This is a genomic window from Flavobacterium sp. 1355 (assembly GCF_017833415.1).
Classification (GTDB): Bacteria; Bacteroidota; Bacteroidia; order Flavobacteriales; family Flavobacteriaceae; genus Flavobacterium.
The window spans coordinates 21,743-42,245 of the sequence record NZ_JAFICC010000019.1 but is presented as its reverse complement, the minus strand read 5'-3'; the positions used below and the strand labels follow the sequence as shown (position 1 = coordinate 42,245).

General features: G+C 32.9%; 19 protein-coding genes. 9 read left to right on the top strand and 10 right to left on the bottom strand.

The features are described from left to right. Position 1: 1 nt before the first annotated feature. Positions 2–778, bottom strand: a complete 777-nt coding sequence (gene murI / locus JOD96_RS20485) for a glutamate racemase (RefSeq protein WP_209566086.1) — start codon at positions 776–778, stop codon at positions 2–4. A gap of 110 nt (positions 779–888) precedes the next feature. On the opposite strand from murI, the gene JOD96_RS20480 reads away from it, so the two are divergent. Continuing rightward, positions 889–1,065: a bacteriocin-like protein gene (locus JOD96_RS20480; protein ID WP_209566085.1), complete on the top strand. Its 177-nt coding sequence runs from the start codon at positions 889–891 to the stop codon at positions 1,063–1,065. A 179-nt stretch (positions 1,066–1,244) separates the two neighbouring features. On the opposite strand, the gene JOD96_RS20475 is transcribed toward JOD96_RS20480, so the two are convergent. The 7 genes from JOD96_RS20475 to JOD96_RS20445 form a co-directional block, all read right to left on the bottom strand. Continuing rightward, on the bottom strand, positions 1,245–1,748 hold the full coding sequence (locus JOD96_RS20475) for an OmpH family outer membrane protein (protein ID WP_207784950.1): 504 nt from the start codon (positions 1,746–1,748) through the stop codon (positions 1,245–1,247). A 14-nt stretch (positions 1,749–1,762) separates the two neighbouring features. Further along, complete coding sequence (locus JOD96_RS20470; protein WP_209566084.1) at positions 1,763–2,776, bottom strand: OmpH family outer membrane protein; 1,014 nt, start codon at positions 2,774–2,776, stop codon at positions 1,763–1,765. A 42-nt stretch (positions 2,777–2,818) separates the two neighbouring features. Beyond that, a complete protein-coding gene (locus JOD96_RS20465; RefSeq protein ID WP_209566083.1) occupies positions 2,819–5,578 on the bottom strand; it encodes an outer membrane protein assembly factor in 2,760 nt (919 codons plus the stop codon). Continuing rightward, positions 5,511–6,251: an isoprenyl transferase gene (locus JOD96_RS20460; protein ID WP_209566146.1), complete on the bottom strand. Its 741-nt coding sequence runs from the start codon at positions 6,249–6,251 to the stop codon at positions 5,511–5,513. Before JOD96_RS20460 ends, JOD96_RS20465 begins: the two co-directional genes overlap by 68 nt. 4 nt (positions 6,252–6,255) lie before the next feature. Further along, positions 6,256–6,939: a DUF6089 family protein gene (locus tag JOD96_RS20455; RefSeq protein WP_209566081.1), complete on the bottom strand. Its 684-nt coding sequence runs from the start codon at positions 6,937–6,939 to the stop codon at positions 6,256–6,258. 173 nt (positions 6,940–7,112) lie between these two features. Then, complete coding sequence (locus tag JOD96_RS20450; protein WP_209566079.1) at positions 7,113–7,997, bottom strand: NAD kinase; 885 nt, start codon at positions 7,995–7,997, stop codon at positions 7,113–7,115. Between the two features lie 104 nt (positions 7,998–8,101). Then, positions 8,102–8,761, bottom strand: coding sequence for a CBS domain-containing protein (locus tag JOD96_RS20445; RefSeq protein WP_209566078.1), 660 nt, complete (start codon positions 8,759–8,761; stop codon positions 8,102–8,104). A 116-nt stretch (positions 8,762–8,877) separates the two neighbouring features. Here JOD96_RS20445 and JOD96_RS20440 point away from each other — a divergent pair, with 116 nt between their 5' ends. From JOD96_RS20440 to JOD96_RS20430, 3 genes are all read left to right on the top strand, one after another. After that, positions 8,878–9,591 (top strand): pyridoxine 5'-phosphate synthase, encoded by a 714-nt coding sequence (locus JOD96_RS20440; protein ID WP_209566076.1) that lies wholly within the window; start codon positions 8,878–8,880, stop codon positions 9,589–9,591. A 301-nt stretch (positions 9,592–9,892) separates the two neighbouring features. Next, positions 9,893–11,938, top strand: a complete 2,046-nt coding sequence (locus JOD96_RS20435; protein ID WP_245188464.1) for a TonB-dependent receptor plug domain-containing protein — start codon at positions 9,893–9,895, stop codon at positions 11,936–11,938. Between the two features lie 4 nt (positions 11,939–11,942). After that, complete coding sequence (locus JOD96_RS20430; protein ID WP_209566074.1) at positions 11,943–12,791, top strand: DUF4249 domain-containing protein; 849 nt, start codon at positions 11,943–11,945, stop codon at positions 12,789–12,791. A 51-nt stretch (positions 12,792–12,842) separates the two neighbouring features. Here the strand turns inward: JOD96_RS20430 and JOD96_RS20425 are convergent, their stop codons facing one another. After that, on the bottom strand, positions 12,843–14,228 hold the full coding sequence (locus JOD96_RS20425; protein ID WP_209566073.1) for a hypothetical protein: 1,386 nt from the start codon (positions 14,226–14,228) through the stop codon (positions 12,843–12,845). Positions 14,229–14,425: 197 nt separating this feature from the next. On the opposite strand from JOD96_RS20425, the gene JOD96_RS20420 reads away from it, so the two are divergent. The 5 genes from JOD96_RS20420 to clpX all read left to right on the top strand — a co-directional run bounded on the left by JOD96_RS20420 (position 14,426) and on the right by clpX (position 19,317). Next, complete coding sequence (locus JOD96_RS20420; protein WP_209566072.1) at positions 14,426–15,190, top strand: alpha/beta fold hydrolase; 765 nt, start codon at positions 14,426–14,428, stop codon at positions 15,188–15,190. 51 nt (positions 15,191–15,241) lie between these two features. Then, positions 15,242–15,586 (top strand): phage holin family protein, encoded by a 345-nt coding sequence (locus JOD96_RS20415; protein WP_209566071.1) that lies wholly within the window; start codon positions 15,242–15,244, stop codon positions 15,584–15,586. Positions 15,587–15,703: 117 nt separating this feature from the next. Beyond that, a complete protein-coding gene (locus JOD96_RS20410; RefSeq protein WP_209566070.1) occupies positions 15,704–17,026 on the top strand; it encodes a trigger factor in 1,323 nt (440 codons plus the stop codon). A 198-nt stretch (positions 17,027–17,224) separates the two neighbouring features. Continuing rightward, complete coding sequence (gene clpP, locus JOD96_RS20405) at positions 17,225–17,899, top strand: ATP-dependent Clp endopeptidase proteolytic subunit ClpP (RefSeq protein WP_065452078.1); 675 nt, start codon at positions 17,225–17,227, stop codon at positions 17,897–17,899. 185 nt (positions 17,900–18,084) lie between these two features. Further along, on the top strand, positions 18,085–19,317 hold the full coding sequence (gene clpX, locus JOD96_RS20400) for an ATP-dependent Clp protease ATP-binding subunit ClpX (RefSeq protein ID WP_209566068.1): 1,233 nt from the start codon (positions 18,085–18,087) through the stop codon (positions 19,315–19,317). A gap of 220 nt (positions 19,318–19,537) precedes the next feature. Here the strand turns inward: clpX and JOD96_RS20395 are convergent, their stop codons facing one another. Further along, positions 19,538–20,503 carry a GlxA family transcriptional regulator gene (locus JOD96_RS20395; protein WP_209566066.1) on the bottom strand — a complete coding sequence of 322 codons (966 nt, stop codon included), beginning with the start codon at positions 20,501–20,503 and terminating at the stop codon, positions 19,538–19,540.

Below are 20,503 nucleotides of genomic sequence, written 5' to 3'. Positions count from 1 at the left end.
ATTAAAAATCCTTTTGTATAACAGGATATTTATTATCTAAAATTGATTCTAATACAGAAGGATTTGAGTTCACATAAAATACAGGTTCACCACTTTGAGTATCAGTAAAGCCAACTTGTTCGCGCAGAACATTTTGAGTCTGACGTGCAACAGCTTCTCCTGAATCTATAATTTTTATATGTTCAGGAAGAATCTTTTTGATCTGGGGTATAAGGTAGGGATAATGACTGCAGCCCAAAACCAGATAGTCAATATTGGCTTCTATCATAGGTTGCAAATACGTTTCAAGCAGTTCGGTCATCTTTGGCGAATTAAGGTTACCGTCTTCAATAAGCTGTACCAGGCCATGTCCAACCTGCTCAATTATAGTAGTGTTTTGGAACATCTCAGCCGTTTTATTAAACAGTTCGCTGTTCAGTGTTCCTTTTGTGGCCAAGATTCCAATAACTTGAGTTTTAGAATTATTTGCAGCTGGTTTTATAGCAGGTTCAATTCCTATAAATGGAATATCATATTCTTCACGCAGTTCTCTAATTGCATTTGTAGTCGCTGTATTGCAGGCAACAACGATGAGCTTGCAATTATTTGCAATCAAAAAATCAACATTTTTTTTACTCAAAGCAACAATCTCTTCCTTGGTTCTCTGACCATAAGGAGCATTTTTGCTGTCTGCCAGATAAATTGTTTTTTCGTTCGGAAGTAGTTCATGAATGGCGCTCCAAATGGAAGTTCCTCCAATACCAGAGTCAAAAACGCCTATAGGATTGTTGTTTGTCATAGGACAAAGTTACATATTTCTAAGATTTTGTACAATTAGGTTTTTAAATAAAATATTACTTAATTGTAAATAAAATACTATATTTGTTTATAACCTAAACAATTTATACTATGAAGATTATCGAAAAGTTGTCTGCAGAAAAATTATCAAGGGAAGAGCTGAAAAAAATTAATGGAGGGACTCCTCCGGTATGTCATACTGGTAAGGTCTGTTATCGTGGAGAAGATGAAAATGGTAACATCCTTTGGGATTGTGTACCATTGACAACAAAATGTCCTGATCTATAATACTATCAAAAAGAGGAGTTTTTAACTCCTCTTTTTATTTAAATCTGTTCACATAACTTTAAATGAAGTTTTAAAATTTGAAAGTCTTAAAACGTAAAAACAGAAAGAAGAACAAAATACAGTTCATAAAAAAACGGCTTAACTGAATAGTTAAGCCGTTTTTTATAGTTTAGTTTTTATTAGAAACCTAAATCTTTTTTAACATCAGCAGTAATGTTTGGACCGTCAGCTAATAAAAGAGTAGAACCGTCTAATACATATTGGAAACCTTTAGCTTTTCCAACTTTTTGGATAGAAGCTCTAACTTTTTCCATTAAAGGTTTTACGATGTCATTTTCTTTTTGTTGTAGTTCTTTTTGTGCATTGTCTCTGTAATCAACAATTCTTTTTTGCATATCCTGAACTTCTTTAGAACGTTCACCGTTTACAGCTTCAGTTACAGTAGCAGCTTCAGCTTCGTACTTTTTAATTTTTACTTGATATTCGTCAACCATTTTTTTGTACTCAGTATCGTATGTACCACTTAATTTTTGTAGTTGATTTTGAGCGTCAAGCATTGCAGGCATTTTCGACATAATCTCGCTAACATCAACATGAGCTACCTTAGCTTGTGCGTTCATTGTGTTACTCGCTCCTAAAACTAACATAGCAGCAATTAGTAAAGTTTTGATTTGTTTCATCATTTTTAAAATATTAATTAATTATTGGTCGTATTTGTTTTTTGTGTTTCGGCTTCTTTTGCTTTTTTAGCAGCCTCTCTTTCTTCTAAAATTTTCTTTTTTCTCTCTTCTAATTCTTTTTTACGCTGTTCGTAAAGTTTTTGTCTTTCCTCTGCTTTATTTTCCGTTGGAGTTACAGGCTCAGTTGTGCTTGCCTTTGGTTCCGTTGTTGTAGCAGGTTTTGACGTATTGTCTGTTTTTGTTGATTCTGTTTTTGCTGGTTCAGAAACCGTGCCATTTTTTTTAGCTTCTCTTTCTTCCTGTAAAGCTTTTCTTCTGTCTTCGTATTCTTTCTTCTTAGCTTCTTGTTCGGCTTTTCTGTCCTGAATCAATTTTTCTCTCGCAGCTTTTCTGTCATCCAAAACTTTTTGTCTGTCTTTCATCGCCGGATTTTCATCAATGGCATTTTCAAGACTTTCTTTAGCTTCCTGTTCTTTTAATTGTTTTTTAGTAAGCTGTTCACGTTTTTCTGTTCTGTTAAGAACTCGTATAACCTGATCACTAATATCAAATCTTTTGTTGCTGAAAAGCATTGTCAAATCTGATGATTTATCAAAAATAAAGTCATAATTTTTTGCTTCTGCAATATCCTGAACAGCTGTAAAAACCTGATCCTGGATTGGTTTTGCCAAAGCAGCCTTATGTCGCATTAAATTCCCGTCGGCACCAAACTGCTTTTGCTGATAATCTAACATTTCAGTTTCCTGAAATTTAATTTCAGTTTCCCTTTCGTCAATGAGCTCTTTGGTAAGTAAAGCTTTTTCGGTAGTAAGACTTTCTTTGAGTTTATTTATTTCTATTTTTTTAGACTCAATTTCCTGTTTCCATTTTTGCGCCTTTAACTCAAGCTGTGCTTTTGCTTCTTTATAATCGGAAACGTTTTCCAGAATATACTCCATGTCAATGTAGCCAATCCTTGTCGTTCTAGTCTGAGCCTGACTTGTATTTGCTACAATCAAGGCTAAAAATATAAATAAATATAGTTTTCTCATAACATAACTTTATTTGATGATTTTTAACCAAACGTAATTTCTCTAAAATTGTTGTCCAATAATGAAGTGAGTTTCCCAACCATTTGCTTTATTAGTAACAGATCCTGGTAACGCATCAAATCCATAACCAAAATCAATACCTAATAATCCGAAGGCAGGCATAAATACACGTAAACCAACACCAGCAGAACGACTCAAATCAAACGGGTTGTATTCTTTGAATGTCGGATATGATGAACCTGCTTCCAAAAACGTTAAGGCATAAATAGATGCTGATGCTTTTAATGTAATTGGGTAACGTAATTCCATAGAGAATTTGTTATAAATCGTTGCTCCAATTTGCTCCCCATTAGAATTTACCGGTGTTAATGAATTGTTTGGATAACCTCTTAACTGGATAGTTTCTCTACCATCCATTGAGTAGTTGGCCATTCCGTCTCCTCCTAAATAAAAACGCTCAAATGGTACAACACCACGTGCCTGATCATAAGCTCCTAAGAAACCAAATTCTGTTAACGTTCTTAAAACTAGTTTTCCGTAAACTTTTGTATACCAGTCAGCTTTAAATTTTACTTTATAATATTCTAACCAATTGTATTTTTTCTGATCAACTTTACCCTGATCTGTATCTGCACTTGAATAATCAGAGCCTACACTATTATATAAAGTTTGACCAGATGAATTTGCTCCAACTGCCTTAATATAATCACCGTTGTTTAGTGGCTGTCCATCAGCTCCAGATGTGTTATTACCTGTATATTGTAATTTATACTCTTTTTGATTTTGTAAATCACCATAATCAACACCATTAAGCAATGAATATGGAGGCGTAACTTTTGCAGAAATACTAAATTCCGATCCGTATGTAGGGAAAATTGGATTTACCCCTTTATTACTTCTTGAAATCCCTATAGTATATGCTAAGTTTCTTGAAGCTCCGTTACCAAAGGTAAACAAACCTGTGTTATAATTATTTAAATCATAATGTTGGTAACTTACGGATTGTGAAAGAACAAAATAATCATCGGGCACAGTTAGTCTTTTTGCTAAACCAACTTGTACTGTAAAAATATTAAAACTTTTGCTTTTATCAACATCTCTTGTTATATAATTGTTTAAGAACTGTTTACTGTACGAAATAGAAGAACTGAATTGTACAGGTTTTTTTCCTCCAAACCAAGGTTCTGAAAACGATACACTATACGTTTGGAAATAAGTACTTCCTTGTAAACGCAGCGAAACTTTTTGTCCATCTCCCATTGGCAATGGCTTATAAGAATCTTTGTTGAATATATTTCTGGCTGAGAAATTGTTAAAAGATAATCCCAGAGTTCCAATAAATCCGCCTCCGCCATAACCTCCCTGAAGTTCTACCTGGCTAGATCCTTTTTCAACAACATTGTACTCAATATCAACAGTTCCTGCCGCAGCATCAACGTTTTTAAATTTAGGGTCAATTGCTTCAGGATCAAAAAATCCTAACTGTCCAATCTCACGTATAGTTCTTACTAATTGTTCTTTACTGTATTTCTCACCTGGTTTGGTTCTTAATTCACGATAAATAACACGGTCATTTGTTTTGTCATTACCAACAACTGAAATTTTATTAAAATAAGCAATAGGACCTTCTGTAACCCTAATCTCAAAATCGATTGTATCATTAACCGTTTTTACCTCTACAGCATTTATATTTGAAAACAAATAACCATTATTTTGGTATAAGTTTGTAATATCTTCCGCATCTGGTTTTGTCTTGTCTGCAATTCTTTTTTCAAGTAAAACCCCGTTGTAAGTTTCTCCTTTTTTGATTCCTAAATAGCGGTTTAATAATTGATCAGAATAAACAGTATTTCCTAAGAACTTAATATTTCCGAAGTAGTATTTGTTTCCTTCCTCCAAATTAATTTTGATGGCAAGCATATTTTTTTTCTTGTCGTAAGTAACGGAGTCATAGATAATACGAGCATCACGATATCCTTTTTCTTTATAGGTCGCAATTACTTTCTCTAAGTCGGTTTTATACTTTTCAGGAATAAACTTTGAAGCCTTAAAAACACGTAATAAATTTTTTTGTTTCGTGTCTTTCATTGCGGCTCTAAGCTTAGTATCACTAAGCTGCGTATTTCCTATAAAGTCTATACTGCTAATTTTTACTTTATCACCCTTATCAACCCTTACAAGCATATTTACCTGGTTTCCGGCAGTGGAGTCAGGCGTGTTTGTAATGGTAACTTTGGTGTTATAAAAACCATCTTTTTTATATTTATTTTCAATATAATTCTTAGTGGTAGTAATAAGGTTTTCATTTACAATTTTGTTTTTAGTCAAATTGTTATCCTTGATTAATCCTTCTACTTTACTCTTTTTGACACCAACAAATTTAACTTCGTTTAGTTTAGGAAGTTCAACAATGTTTAAGTCTAAATAAATACTATCGTTATCAATTTTATTTACATAGAAAGCAATTTCGTCAAAAAGACCAAGTTTGCCTAATTTTTTAATAGCACCACTGATTTCTTCTCCCGGAACCGTTATTTCCTGTCCTTTTTGAAGACCAGAGAATGTAACTACCGTTTGTTCATTGAAGCTTATTTTACCAACAACAGAAACTTTAGCAAGAATATATTTTTTTCCTTGATCAAAAGGAACTCTTTCCTGTGCTTTTATTTGTGAAAAACTACCCAAAAGAAGTAGGGTAAAGACTATTTGTATTCTTTTTTGTAACACTAAAAAATTATTTAATTTGTTCACTGGTTTTTCCAAATCTACGTTCTCTTTTTTGATAACTAATAATAGCCTCATATAAATCCTGGTCTTTAAAGTCTGGCCACAAGACATTAGTAAAATATAATTCTGCATAGGCAATCTGCCACAACAAAAAGTTACTTATTCTATGTTCTCCACTTGTTCGTATTAATAAATCTACATCAGGTAAATTTTGCGTGTAAAGATGCTCATTTATAATTGAATCGTCAATAGTGTCTAATGAAATTATATTATTTTTAACTTTATCACTGATGATTCTCACGGCATTTACTAATTCTTCACGTGATCCGTAACTTAATGCCAGAGTTAAGGTTAAACGAGTGTTGGTTTTTGTTTTTTCTATAACATCCAAAAGTTCTTTTTGCGCTGTTTTTGGTAATTTTTCAAGATTTCCAATAGCATTAAGTCTGATGTTATTTTCCTGTAAGGTTACAAGCTCTTTTTTTAATGAATTAATTAATATTTTCATTAAAGTTTCTACTTCTAATTTTGGGCGGTTCCAGTTTTCTGTAGAAAAGGCATATAGAGTTAAATACTCAATTCCAAGTCGAGCACAAGTTGTAATAGCTTGTTTTACAGATTTTGTTCCGTTTTCATGACCAAAAGCCCTTAAAAAGCCTTGTTGTTTGGCCCAACGGCCATTCCCGTCCATAATAATGGCCAGGTGTTTGGGTAAATTGGTTTGATCTATTGAGTCTAGTAAATTCATTTTATTATTCTGCACAATAGCAAGGTTTTTTTCCAAAAGTATACGTTAAAGTAAGACCAGAGAAAACATACCAATCATTGTTGTTTAAATTTCCAAAGCGTAATGGGGCAAAATTTCCATTGCTGGGATTGCTTCCATCAATATCGTCAGTAAAAGTATAGCGGGCTCCAACTTCGGCCGCTAAAATTAGACGAGGTGTTACATTCGATTTTATACCTAATATAATAGGTATAGCAAATGAACTTGAATTCTTATCTTTTCTTGTTTCTCCTCCGGATATATATAATTCATCATAGTTGAAATAACTTAGACCTGAATATATATAAGGTGTAATTTTTGGATGATAATCATGAAGATTGAAATCAAAAAAGTTAAACTCTAAACCCGCAGATAGTTCTTTTAGATTATTTTTAAACTTATAGCCTCTTTTGCTTCTTCCTGTTTCCTTAGTATCCAAATCATTTCCGACAATGTTAGATTGTGTAAAAGAGAAGCGGTAGGAGTGGCGTGGACTTCTGTTCCATTTGTACAAAATACCAAAGGCTGGTTTTTCCGGTGCAATATAAGTTGTGCTTCCAACGTCACCTACAAAGTTGCTTCCACCCAAAAACACACCAATCTCATTGATTTGAGCGTTTAGTGTAATGAAGGGGAAAAAACATAACAATAAATTAAAAAATTTTTTCATTTAATTCAAAATTGCGTGCAAATATAATAATTCTCGATACGAATCAGCGTTTGTTTAGTTAAATGTGCTTTTTTTTCAATTTACAATATGATATTGAGACATTTACTAATGATTCGATACATGCAAAACGGTAAAAAGTACTATAATCGTATAGTATAGAATCAGAAAAGAGATTAATTTCTCTTGTCTTCTCCCCAAAGTAATTTATTTCTTAGCGTTTTTAAGAAAGTTTCGCCTGGAATCTCAACCATCTTTATTTTGAAATCTGTTTTTTTTATTGTTAAAACTGACTCGTTTTTTACAGAAGAAATCCTGGAATCTAATGAAACCAAATATTGATCTTCTCTTCCCGAAACACGAAGTTTTATTTCTGTATCGTCAGGAATAACGAGAGGTCTGGCTGTTAAGTTATGAGGCGCAATGGGAGTAATTACTAAACTTTTTACATCCGGAGTCAATAATGGTCCGCCACAACTCAAAGAATATCCTGTAGATCCTGTTGGTGTAGATATAATTAATCCGTCTGCCCAGTAAGAATTAAGATATTCATTGTTCAGATAGGTTTCAACAGTAATCATCGAGGTAGTATCTTTTCGGCTTACTGTTACTTCATTCATGGCAAAATTTAATTTTGCAATACTTTCAATTTCCGGCTCACAAGTTAAGCTTAGTAAAGTTCTCTCAGAAGTAGTATAATTTTTTTCAATCACAAACTGTAAAAAACTGCCAATATTTTCTTTTTGAACTGTCGCTAAAAAACCAAGTCTTCCTGCATTAATTCCTAAAATTGGAACGCCCGAATCACGAACAAGCGTAGCCGCTCTTAAAAGGGTACCATCACCGCCAATACTAATTAACATTTCAAAACTATCATCTAATGAAGTGCTTGGTGAAAAAGTATTGTACTCTTTTTTAATAAGTTCTTTTTCATAAAGCATTTTAAGAAAGTTTTCTTCAATAACCATTTCGACATTATTTGATTTGAAAAACAAAAAAATATCCTTGATAATTGGTTCGGTACTATTTTGATAATATTGCCCGTAAATAGCTACTTTCATTCCTTTTAATTAGATTGTATCATTAGATAATGTGGTAATTAGATCATGATAGTGCAGTTTTCTTAGAAATTATCTAATTGACTCATTATCTAATTCTCTAATTTTTATATATTCAGGTATTTGTCTAAATAATCAGAACGTTCCTTTAAGCTGTTTATATAAGTGTCTTCCTGGTGTTCAGATATGATTTCGTAATTATATCTTCTGAAAGTCTGTATGATTTCGTTCATCGCTCCCAATCCAATTTTTATTGTCACCTGAACATTTTCAAGATCAGCTTCAGAAATAAAACAGCCTAGAATTTTTCCGTTATTACTTTCTACAATCTGAGTAATCTGACTCATAGAATAATCTGTAATTCCTTTTTGAACGATAATTATTCCGCCTTGTTCTTTTAAAAATGTAGTTTCCTTGAAGAATTTCATAATGTCTTCCATTTCATAATATCCTATATAGATATTATTTTCATCAAGAACAGGGATTATATTGGTGTGATTTTTAGCAAAAAGCTCTAAAACATCCAGCCATATCATCGACTTTCTGGTAAAAAAACGTTCTAATGTATATTTATAATCAATGGCTTTTTTGTCCATGTCAAAAGTTTCAACGTCATCAGCAGCAATACTTCCAATGTAAATGCCATTTTCCAAAATAGGAAAATGAGAAAAATTTAAGTCGGCAAAAAAGTCCTGAACCGACGCTATCGTTTCCTGGCTGTCGATTGCTCTAAAATCGTTTGTGATATAGTTGGTAATTTCTGTCATAAATCAATTGTAGATATTTGTTGCAAAATAATCAAAAAATAGCAAAAACTGCTACGTTTTACTTTGTATTTTTGTCGTAACAAATATAATGTTACCAGAATTAATTATCTATTTATATGACAAAGTTAAGTGTAAATATCAATAAAATTGCAACCCTGAGAAATGCGCGTGGCGGAAATGTTCCTGATTTACTAAAAGTAGCAGCAGATATTCAGAATTTCGGAGGGCAGGGGATTACCATTCACCCCCGTCCGGATGAGCGCCATATTCGTTATCAGGATGCACGGGATTTAAAAGCCATTGTGCATACTGAATATAATATTGAAGGAAATCCGCAGCATAATTTTATTGATTTGGTTTTAGAATGTAAGCCTGATCAGGTAACGTTGGTACCTGATGCAATAGGAGCCATTACTTCTTCTGCCGGTTGGGATACAATAAAAAATCAATCGTATCTTAACGAAGTTATTCAGGAATTTCAGAGAAACGGAATCAGAACTTCTATTTTTGTAGATCCGGTTCTGGAAATGATAGAAGCAGCAAAAAAAACAGGAACTGACAGAATAGAATTATACACAGAAGCTTTTGCTCATGAATATACTTTAGGAAATAAAAACGGAATAGATCCTTATGTAAAAGCAGCAGAATTGGCAAACCAATTAGGTTTGGGAATTAATGCCGGTCACGATTTAAGTTTAGATAATATTCAGTTTTTCAAACAAAATATTCCTGGATTATTAGAGGTTTCCATTGGTCATGCCTTGATTGCAGAAGCGCTGTATCTTGGTTTGGATAATGTAGTGAATATGTATTTGAATAAGTTGAAGTAAATTAATAGCTATAAACCTACATAATTGTATTGCAATTGTGTATTTTCGCACTTTTATTAATATTAAGGTGCTAAAATCAATAATTTTTTTCTTTTTACTCTGCTTTTCAAATGGATTTGCGCAAACAAAAGCCATAATTTACGGAAACATAAAATCTGCTGAATGTGAGAATCTGATTGGTTCAGATATTTTTATTCAATTCCATGATCAAAATTTTTATACGGTATCTGATTCCCTCGGTAATTTTTTCAAAAAAATTGATTCTGGAGCAATTAGTATTAGTATTCACCAATTAGGATATTTGGAGAAAAAAATCAATTTTACGCTTAAAAGTGATACTTTAATATCGATAGTTTTAGAAAAAGACACCTCTATTTTAGATGAAGTTATTATTTCTAATACTAAAAAAAGTGCGATATCAAATCTTGCAGGAGGTAAATTGACCTTTAATCTAAAAGAATTATCGTCTGTACCAACCGTTTCAGGAACTACTGATATTATAAAGCTTTTGCAGTTAACACCAGGAGTGCAGAATTCGGGAGATGGCAACGGCTATTTATATGTAAGAGGAGGTGATCCGGGCCATAATGCAATTTTATACAACGAAACGCCTGTTTATGGAATGTCACATTTGCTAGGTATTTTCCCTTTTTATAATGCAGATCATATTAAAGAAGTAGAATTTGATAAGTCTAGTTCTAATGCAAAATATGGTGGACGATTAAGCTCCACAACACTTCTGATTCCAAATAAAAAAATCCCTTCCGGGTTTGCAGTTCAGGGAAATGTTGGGATTTTAGCTTCGCAATTGAATTTTTCAATTCCTTTAACTAATAAAACCGGAATTTATATTTCAGGAAGAAAAACCTATATTGATGAAATTATCGCACCATTATTGAAGCCAAAGCCAAAAAGTAATGATGTTCAGGATATGAAATATGGTTTTTCAGATGGTAATTTTACATTGGTATCACAAATTTCAAAAAGCAATATTTTTTCAATAGATGCTTTTATGAGCGGAGATGAACTTCAAATTAACGATTCGAATCTTGCGTTAAAAGCGAGATTAAAGTGGGGTAATTTTACCGTATCCCCATCTTTAATCACAACAATTTCTTCTAAATTAACGATGTCAAATTCGTTTTATTTTAGCCAATATTCCAATAATTTAAGTATGGAACAAGCTACAATTAAATTTGGTGTTTCGTCTTACGTGAAAGATTTTGGTTTTACGAACAGTGTTCGTTATTGCGTTAAAAACATTCCTTTCGAGTCAGGTTTACAATATACATATCATCAATTACAGCCTCAAAAAGTAAATATCGAAAACTTAACAACTGATACGGACACTTCTCAAAATAGTTTGATTAATGCTAATGAAACTGCAGTTTTTACGACCGCAAAGCCAAGATTATCTGAAAATCTAGCAGCAGAATTTGGACTTCGAATTAATTATTATAGTTCTGGAGCCAATGATTCTTATTTGCATTTTCAACCAAGGGTTTTATTAAATTATTATCCAGGTGAGCGGTATTCATTTTATGTTTCTTATAACAAACAATACCAATATCTGAGCTTGATTACGACTTCAAGTGTTGGGATTCCAACAGATTTTTGGATAGCCAGTTCAAACGGAATAAAACCACAATCTTCTGATGAGTTTTCAATAGGTTCAAATCAAAATATTTCTAAAAATGTTTCTGGTTCTTTTGGAGGGTTTTACCGATTAATGAAAGATTTACTCGAATATCCTTATGGAATAACCCAGTTTAATGAAACTACAACATTAAAAAATGATTTACTAGTCGGGAAAGGAAAAGCATATGGTTTGGAGATGATGTTACGCAAGAATAATGGAAAGTTTATGGGCTGGTTAAGCTACACACTAAGTTGGTCTGATCGTGATTTTGACGAACTTAATAACGGAAAAACTTATTTTGCTAAATACGATAGAAGACATAATTTTTCTATAGTCGGGATGTACGATTTGAATCAAAAGTGGAACTTTGGAGTAACTCAGGTATTGAGTTCAGGAAATCGTTTTACGATGCCAACTTCATGGTATTTCATTAATAACAACCCTGTTAAAGAATATTCAGGATATAATAATGCACAAATGCCAAATTATATTAGAACAGATTTGTCGGTTAATTACTTTTTTCTTAAAACAAATAAAAAAGAAAGCTCTTTGAATTTTTCGATCTACAATACTTTTAATATTGGTAATCCCATTTATGCATTTTTAAATGTTCAGGTCAATGAAGATAGAAATAATGTACTTATAAAACAGGAGAAAAAAGTCTTGTACCGGATATTGCCCTCTATAAGCTGGAAATTTAAATTTTAATATCATGAAGAAATACATCTTCCTTTTTGTCTTAATTGCTATAAGTTGTTCTAAAGATGATTTTAGCGAACAGAGCAATGAATCTAAAATTGTTGTAGAAGGTTGGATTGAAGAAGGCGATTATGCTCAGGTTTTGTTATCAAGCAGCATTCCGGTTGCTGATGCAATTGATTCTACTAATGTTTTAAATCATGTAATAAGATCTGCAAAAATCACCATTTCAGATGGCTTGAATTCTGAGGTTTTGAGAGTAAAAAATGATAAAAGCCGAATACCGCCATTTGTTTATTTCGGCACAACTTTAAAAGGCGTAGCAGGAAAAGAATATTTTTTAAAAATAGAATATTTAAACAGAGTCGTTGAGGCAGTCACATCCATTCCTAAATCTGTTCAGTTAAAAAGTGCTGAATATATAAAAAAGACTGCTGCCGATACTGTGGGTTATGTTTTTATAAAATTTGATGATCCAGTAAATGAGAAAAATTATTATCAAATCACTACAAAAGTCGATAAAGAAGAATCTGGTTTTACGCCTGCATTTTATGGGAATTTAGATGATATAAACTTTAAAGCTCCATCAATTTCAATGCAAATAAACAGAGGGATTTTGCTTTTCTCTAAAACGAAATTTACGCCGTATTTTACAGACGGTGATTTAATTCATGTAAAATTAAGAACACAAAATAAAGATGCTTTAGATTTCTGGAACAGCTGGCAAAACGAAATTGTAAACAGTAAGAGTCCAATATATCCATCTAATACAAGTTTAAAATCTAATATAAGAGGTGGAATTGGTATTTGGGCAGGATATGGACAAAGCACTATAATTGTCAAAACACCTCCAAAAATTTAAAGCCGATTTGAAATTTTCAAATCGGCTTTAATATGATTTTAAAAGCTATTCTTATTTATTGAAAAGCGCGATGAAGTCTTCAAATTTTGCTTCAAACGTATTAAATTCCTCAGAGAAATAAACACTCATTTCTACTTCTGTATTATCGTTGAATTTTAAGTAATATACTTCTTCAAAATCTGATTGGCTAATCAATTCGCCTTCTCCATTAGTTGTCCAGTAACCTCCGGTCTTGCTCCATTCGTTAGCTACCCAAACAGGCAGATTAAGAGTGTACTCACTTTCTTTTTGTGAATGCTTAACAACAGTAGCGATTTTAGTTCCATCCTTTTTAGAAACTAAGACCAAGTTCATGTTTTTATTAAAATTAGCAGCTAAACCTTGTGATATTTTCAACTTGCGAGAATTGCGAGAATTGTAAAAGGTTTTGAAATTGCTATTAGGGTCTTGGTAATCAGGGTAATAAGTATAAGGGTTGTTTTTGTATAGTGCTTCTTTATCAGATGCTTCTCCAGCTAAATCCATATCAGCAACAATAATAAAATTATCCATTAAATTGATCAAACCATTTGCTTTTCCTTTGTATTGAACAAGTTCATTATTGTCAAGTAATTTGTCAACTTCAGTAGTGCTTCCACCGACAAAATCAACTAGATTTTTTCCATTGTAAGTAAGAGATCCTTTTGCATTGTTTTGTGCTGCTTTTGCACCACTTGCCTCCCAAGTGTAACCGTCGTTTAGCACCATTTTACATGCAAATTCATCTGGAACTTGTTTTCCATTAGAATATTTTGCAATTTGTGTGAATGTAGCTGCTTGTGCATTATCGATTGTCAGAATTGCGTCTGATGAAGTTGGTAGGAAGAAATAATCATTTACATAACCTTCTAATATCCAGTTGTTTGTTTTGGTGTTGTATGACCAAGTTCCTTCAGTGTCTGTATATTTTACCTTGACATTAGAAGAAACACTTTTTGCAGAAAAAACAGCATTATTTGCCGTTTGAGAAGCTTTAGCAGGGAAAACAAATTTTAATTCTGTAGTCGATGCAGTTTTAGCCCAAACTTTCGCTGTGTTATTCCAGGTATAAATACCATAAACACCTGAAACATTTAGAATATCTTCAACCTGATTACCATTTTTGCCGTTCAAAATATCAACAGAACCTACGTCTAATAATCTGTTTAGATTGGCGATAGCTTCAGTTGCACTTGAACTTTTAATTTTGTCAAATTGATTCAGCATTTCATTTGATTCGGCTTCTAGCTTTACTTTTTGTTGCGCTGGAGTTAAATCAGAGTATGGTTGTTTTAATAACGCAGCGATTTGTTCTTCGATACTTTGTTGAGGTTCTGGCGTAGTTTCATCATTGTCATGCGAACACGAAATCATTAGTTGAGAAGCAACCAATGATAATAAAAGAAATTTTTTAATCATAATTTTAAATTTTAATTATTTTATAAAGTTTTTCTTACTTTATTTTCAACGCAAGATACATTTAAGTTTGAAATTACTTTATGCTAAATTATAAAAATGTAAACTTTTTTTTGTTAAAATTAACATTGCGACGAAATGCCCTCTTTTAGAGATGAATAAGTTTTTTTACATTTGTAGAATATTAAAAACCAAAACAAATGTTATACTCAAAAATAGAAGGCGAAGGAAAACCATTTGTCATTATGCATGGATTTCTTGGAATGTCTGATAATTGGAAAACCCTGGCAGGACAATATGTAGAAGCCGGTTTTCAGGTTCATATTTTAGATTTAAGAAATCATGGGCGCAGTTTTCATTCTAATGAATGGAGTTATGAAGCTATGGTAAAAGATGTGTTGGAATATTGTCAGGCAAATCAATTAACAAAAATTGACCTTTTAGGACATTCTATGGGAGGGAAAGTAGCAATGCTTTTTGCTACAACACATCCGGAAATCGTAGATAAATTAATTGTAGCAGATATCGGCCCGAAATTTTACAAGCAGCACCATCAGGATATTCTGGCTGGGTTAAATGCAGTTGATTTTTCTGTAAAACCAAGCCGAAATGACGTAGAAGGAATTGTAGCACAATATGTGTCTGATTTTGGGACTCGCCAGTTTCTTCTGAAAAACTTATACTGGAAAGAGCCAGGTCAACTGGCCTTTAGGTTTAATCTCGAAGTTTTTAATAATAATCTGGATGCAATTGGAAAACCTTTGGCAGAAGGATTGATTTTTGAGAAGCCTACATTATTTATCCGTGGAGGAAATTCAGGGTATATAGCAGATGAAGATATCGATCAGATACGTCAGCATTTTCCGGATTTAAAACTGGAAACTATTCCAAATGCCGGTCATTGGCTTCATGCCGAAAATCCGAAAATGTTTTTTGAATTAACAGCTGCATTTTTAAAAGAGTAATAATTTGATGAAAAATTCATTACTTTTAATTTAAACTTTAAATCCATAAAAATGAAAATAATACTTAGACTCCTTGTTACAGCAGCACTGGTTTTGTTAATTGCTAATATCTTGTCGGGAGTTCATGTGGCAAGTTTTGGTACAGCTGTAATTGTTGCAGTCGTTTTAGGATTGCTTAATCTTTTTATAAAACCAATATTAGTTATCCTGACATTACCGGTTACTGTTATCACTTTGGGCTTGTTTTTATTAGTGATTAATGCGGTCATTATTTTGCTATGCACAAATATTGTGGGAGGTTTTGCGGTAGATTCATTCTGGACGGCCTTAATATTTAGTGTGATATTATCTGTTCTTCAGTCTATTACTTACAAAATATTGAGAGACGATAAATAAAATAAAACAGAAGAGAAGTTAAAAACTCCTTTAAATACAATAGGTTAAAAACTTGGTTGGGTTGCAAAAATTTTATAATTTTGCAACCCAATTTTATTATGTAAATTAAAGAAGAAGATGGATATTAAAAGAGTAGCAATAGACGCTGTGAATGAAACAATTGTAATGACAGTTGTTCACATGGATTATAAAGGTCAAGTAGCAAAAAGAATAAACGAAAAAATGCCTTTGGCTACCGTTAAAGGTTTTAGAAAAGGACAAGTTCCTAAAGACCTTGTTGAAAAACAATACGGAAAAGCTATAAAGCAGGAAGAAGTTAAAAAAGTAGTTGATTTGGCTTTGGAGCGTTTTGTTCAATCTGAAAGATTAAATCTTTTGGGAACTCCTCTTCCTAAAGTAAATGAAAATTTTGATTGGGATGCTGAAGAACTAACTTTCGAATACGAAATTGGTTTGGTTCCTAACTTTGAAATTGATCTTGAAGCAAAAAATAATATCGTAAAATATATCGTTACTGCCGATGATAAATTAATCGACGGACAAGTAGAACGTATTCAAAAACAATTCGGAAAAGCAATTCCTCAGGATAAAGTTGAAGCTGATTCTGATTTAACAGGAACTTTTACAAACGAAGAAAAAGGGATTAACAATACTACTACAATTTCTGTATCTACTTTCAACAAAAAAGCCGGAGATAAATTTATCGGTAAAAAAGTTGGAGATGTTGTTACAGTAAGCACAAAAGGTTTGTTCGAAGACGATCACCAATTAATGGATTACCTAAAAGTAAGCCATGATGACGTTCACGGTTTAGATATCGAAGTAAACTTTACTATCGAAGCAATCAACGGAGCAGAATTGGCAGAATTGAACCAGGAATTGTTTGATAAACTTTTTGGTGAAGGAAAAGTAGCTTCTCTTGAAGATTTGAAAGCTAAAATTAAAGAAGATGCTGAAGCGCAATTTGCACAACAAGCAGATCAAAAATTATTGATGGACGTTCAGGATTTCCTTATCGAAAACACAAAATTTGATTTACCGGCTGAATTCCTTAAAAAATGGTTGCAAACTGTTGGAGAGAAAAAACTTTCTGCAGAAGAAGCTGAAGTTGAATATGCAAGATCTGAAAAAGGATTACGTTTTCAATTAATTGAAGGAAAAGCAATGGCTCAAAGTAATATCCAGATTACATTTGAAGATTTGAAAGAGTTTACAACAAACGCAATCAAACAACAAATGGCTCAATTTGGACAAGCAAATCCAACTGACGAAGAAGTTCAGGGAATTGTTGCCAGAGTTTTATCTAATCAGGAAGAAGTGAAAAGACTTTCTGAGCAGGTTGTAGCAGCAAAATTGTTAGATTTGTTTAAAGAAAAAGCAAACCCGACAACTAAAGAAGTAACTTACGAAGAATTTATCGCTGCGTCTTACGGAGAATAATTTCTAAAAAATAAGTATATTTGAGCGTCAAGAGAAAATTTCTTTTGACGCTTATTTTTTTGTTTCAGGTTTTTGAACTTCAATAAACCTGAAACCTGAAACAACTTTTCAAAATAAGACAAATTGACATCCTTTATAAATAGGTACAACCTTTGATGAAGGATATATAAATAATGTAAAACTTAGAACACTTAAAATATGAACTACGGTAAAGAATTCAAAAAATTTGCTACAAAGCACCAAGGAGTAAACGCAATGTACTATGACAAAATCGTAGCAGCGATGAACCCAACAAACATGACTCCATACATTATCGAAGAACGCCAGTTGAACGTTTCGCAACTAGATGTTTTCTCAAGATTAATGATGGATAGAATTATCTTTTTAGGAACAGGTATTGACGATCAAATCGCAAATATTGTTCAGGCACAATTATTATTTTTAGAAAGTGCAGATGCCTCAAAAGACATTCAAATTTATCTAAATTCTCCTGGAGGAAGCGTTTATGCAGGTTTAGGAATTTACGACACCATGCAATACATCAAACCGGATGTAGCTACAATCTGCACTGGAATGGCAGCTTCTATGGGAGCAGTTTTATTATGTGCAGGAGCAGCAGGAAAACGTTCGGCTTTGCCACATTCAAGAGTAATGATTCACCAGCCATCTGGAGGAGCTCAGGGAGTTGCTACAGATATGGAAATCAACTTACGTGAAATGCTGAAACTGAAAGATGAATTATACAACATCATTTCTCAACATTCAGGACAGTCTTTTGAAAGAGTTCATAAAGACAGTGAGCGCGATTACTGGATGAAAGCTGACGAAGCTAAAGAATACGGAATGATTGATGAAGTATTGAGAAGAGGATAATTTTCCAGTTAAAAATTTGTTTCAAGTTTCAGGTTTCAGGTTAACAAAGCAAACTTGAAACCTGAAACTTTAAACCTTTTTTAAAAACTTGAAACAAAATAAAAGTTAATTGTTGCTAAGTTTTTGAGGTTTTAGTGAAAAATCTCAGAAACTTAGTAACTTTGCAGCTTAGTAATAAAAAAAGAATGGCTAAAGTAGTATTAGAATGTTCGTTTTGTGGAAGAAAAAAGCCAGAAACCAATTTATTGATTGCAGGTATTAATGCGCATATTTGTGATAAGTGTATTGAACAGGCACACGGAATTGTATTAGAAGAATTAAAATCAAGCGGAAGTGCAAAACTTGTTGGTGATTTAATTTTAAAGAAACCAAAAGAAATCAGAGCTTTTCTGGATCAATATGTTATTGGTCAGGATCAGACTAAAAAAGTAATGTCGGTTGCGGTTTACAATCACTACAAACGTTTAATGCAACAGCAATTAGACGACGAAGTAGAGATTGAAAAAAGTAACATCATTATGGTAGGTCAAACCGGAACAGGTAAAACACTGGTTGCAAAAACTATTGCAAAAATGTTAGACGTTCCATTGGCTATCGTAGATGCAACTGTACTTACAGAAGCAGGTTATGTAGGTGAAGATGTTGAAAGTATTTTGACACGTTTACTGCAAGCTGCAGATTATGATGTAACCAAAGCAGAAAGAGGAATCGTATTTATTGATGAAATTGATAAAATCGCCCGTAAGAGCGATAATCCGTCAATAACACGTGATGTTTCTGGTGAAGGTGTTCAGCAGGCTTTACTGAAATTATTAGAAGGAACAGTTGTAAACGTACCGCCAAAAGGAGGACGTAAACATCCGGACCAGAAATTTGTTGAGGTAAATACTCAAAACATCCTGTTTATTGCAGGAGGTGCTTTTGATGGAATAGAACGTATTATTTCGAAACGTTTAAACCGTCAGGCAGTTGGATATTCAACATCTAAAAACGTAGACAATATCGACAAAGACAATTTGTTACAATATATCATTCCAAAAGACATTAAAGATTTTGGATTAATTCCGGAAATTATTGGTCGTCTTCCGGTTTTAACGCACATGGATCCTTTAGATAAGGAAACACTTCGTGCAATTTTGACACAGCCTAAAAATGCATTGGTAAAACAATATCAGAAATTATTTTTAATGGATGAAGTTGAGTTTAACATTACCGATGAAGCTTTAGATTTTATTGTAGACAAAGCTTTAGAATACAAACTGGGAGCTCGTGGTTTGCGCTCGCTTTGCGAAGCAATCTTAACAGATGCCATGTACGAACTGCCAAGTTCTGATGATAAAGTTTTATCAATCGATAAAGATTATGCCGAACATACGTTAAGTAAAAATTTATTGAAGAGAATGGAAATTGCTTCGTAAATTCTAATACAGCTTTGTCAAAGTTTTAAACTTTGACAAAGATTAAAAACCAACCTGTTCATTTATTTGAGCAGGTTTTTTTTTAAATTATGAAAAACAAATTTCTAATTTAGCCCTGATCGAAATGATATCCTTTTGCTGTGGGGTTCACAGCAAAAGATATAATGTAGAGCAGGACAAGTAGTGTTCTGAAAAACAAGATTTCTGCTCCTGAAATAAATTACTGAACCCTAAACTTCTCACGGTATTCAATAGGTTTCATCCCGACCATTTTATAAAATACTTTTCTAAATGCTTTAGGATCATTATAACCTGTTTTTTCGATAATTTCGGAAATCGAAAGCTGGGTCTGTTCTAAATATTTCTTCGAGCTTTCTACTCGTATACTTTGCAGGTATTCAATTGGCGGAATTCCGGTCACTTGCTTAAAACGGCGTGTCATATTTCGTGCACTTGTCGGAATATCTTTGGTGATTTCTTCCAGTTTTTCTATTGTGCTGTAATGATTTTCTATTTTCTGTTGCAGCATAGCGACCAAAGTATCATTATGTAGATGATTTGGCCTAAAAGTGCTGAAATAACTCTGCTTATACCGGTTTAGATCAATCGAGAAAATCTTGGCAATCTGAACTGCAATTTCATTTCCGCAATATTTCTGAACCAAAAGAATCAGTAAATGAAAAGTTGAGGTTGAACCTCCGCTTGTATATAAACTGCCATCTGCTGTTAAAGTTTCTTCTGATTTTAGCTTTACTAACGGAAAAGCTTTTGTAAATGCGCTGCAGGCGTCAACATGCGTTGTGGCCAGTTTTTCATTTAATAAGCCCGAAGCTGCAAATAAAAAAGCGCCTGTGCAAAAACTCGCCAATTCGGCTCCTGATTCATGATGTTTTTGTAACCACGGAATAAATTTTTTATTCTTCTTAATCATCTCACTCATATTATCTGTTGTAAAAGCCGGAATCAAAATCAAATCTAAATTTTCTTCAGATTTTTCTATTGATTGAACTTCATATCCAAATAAGTTTTTTTCATTAATCTGTTCCGAAGATTGAAAAACCATGATTTCAAAAGGTTTTTCTCCTCCCTTATGTAATTTGTTAGCTGTTTCAAAAACTTCTAAAATAGCTGCGATACTCAATAATTTATAATCATGCGGTACAATTAAGGCTGTCTTTTTGCTCAT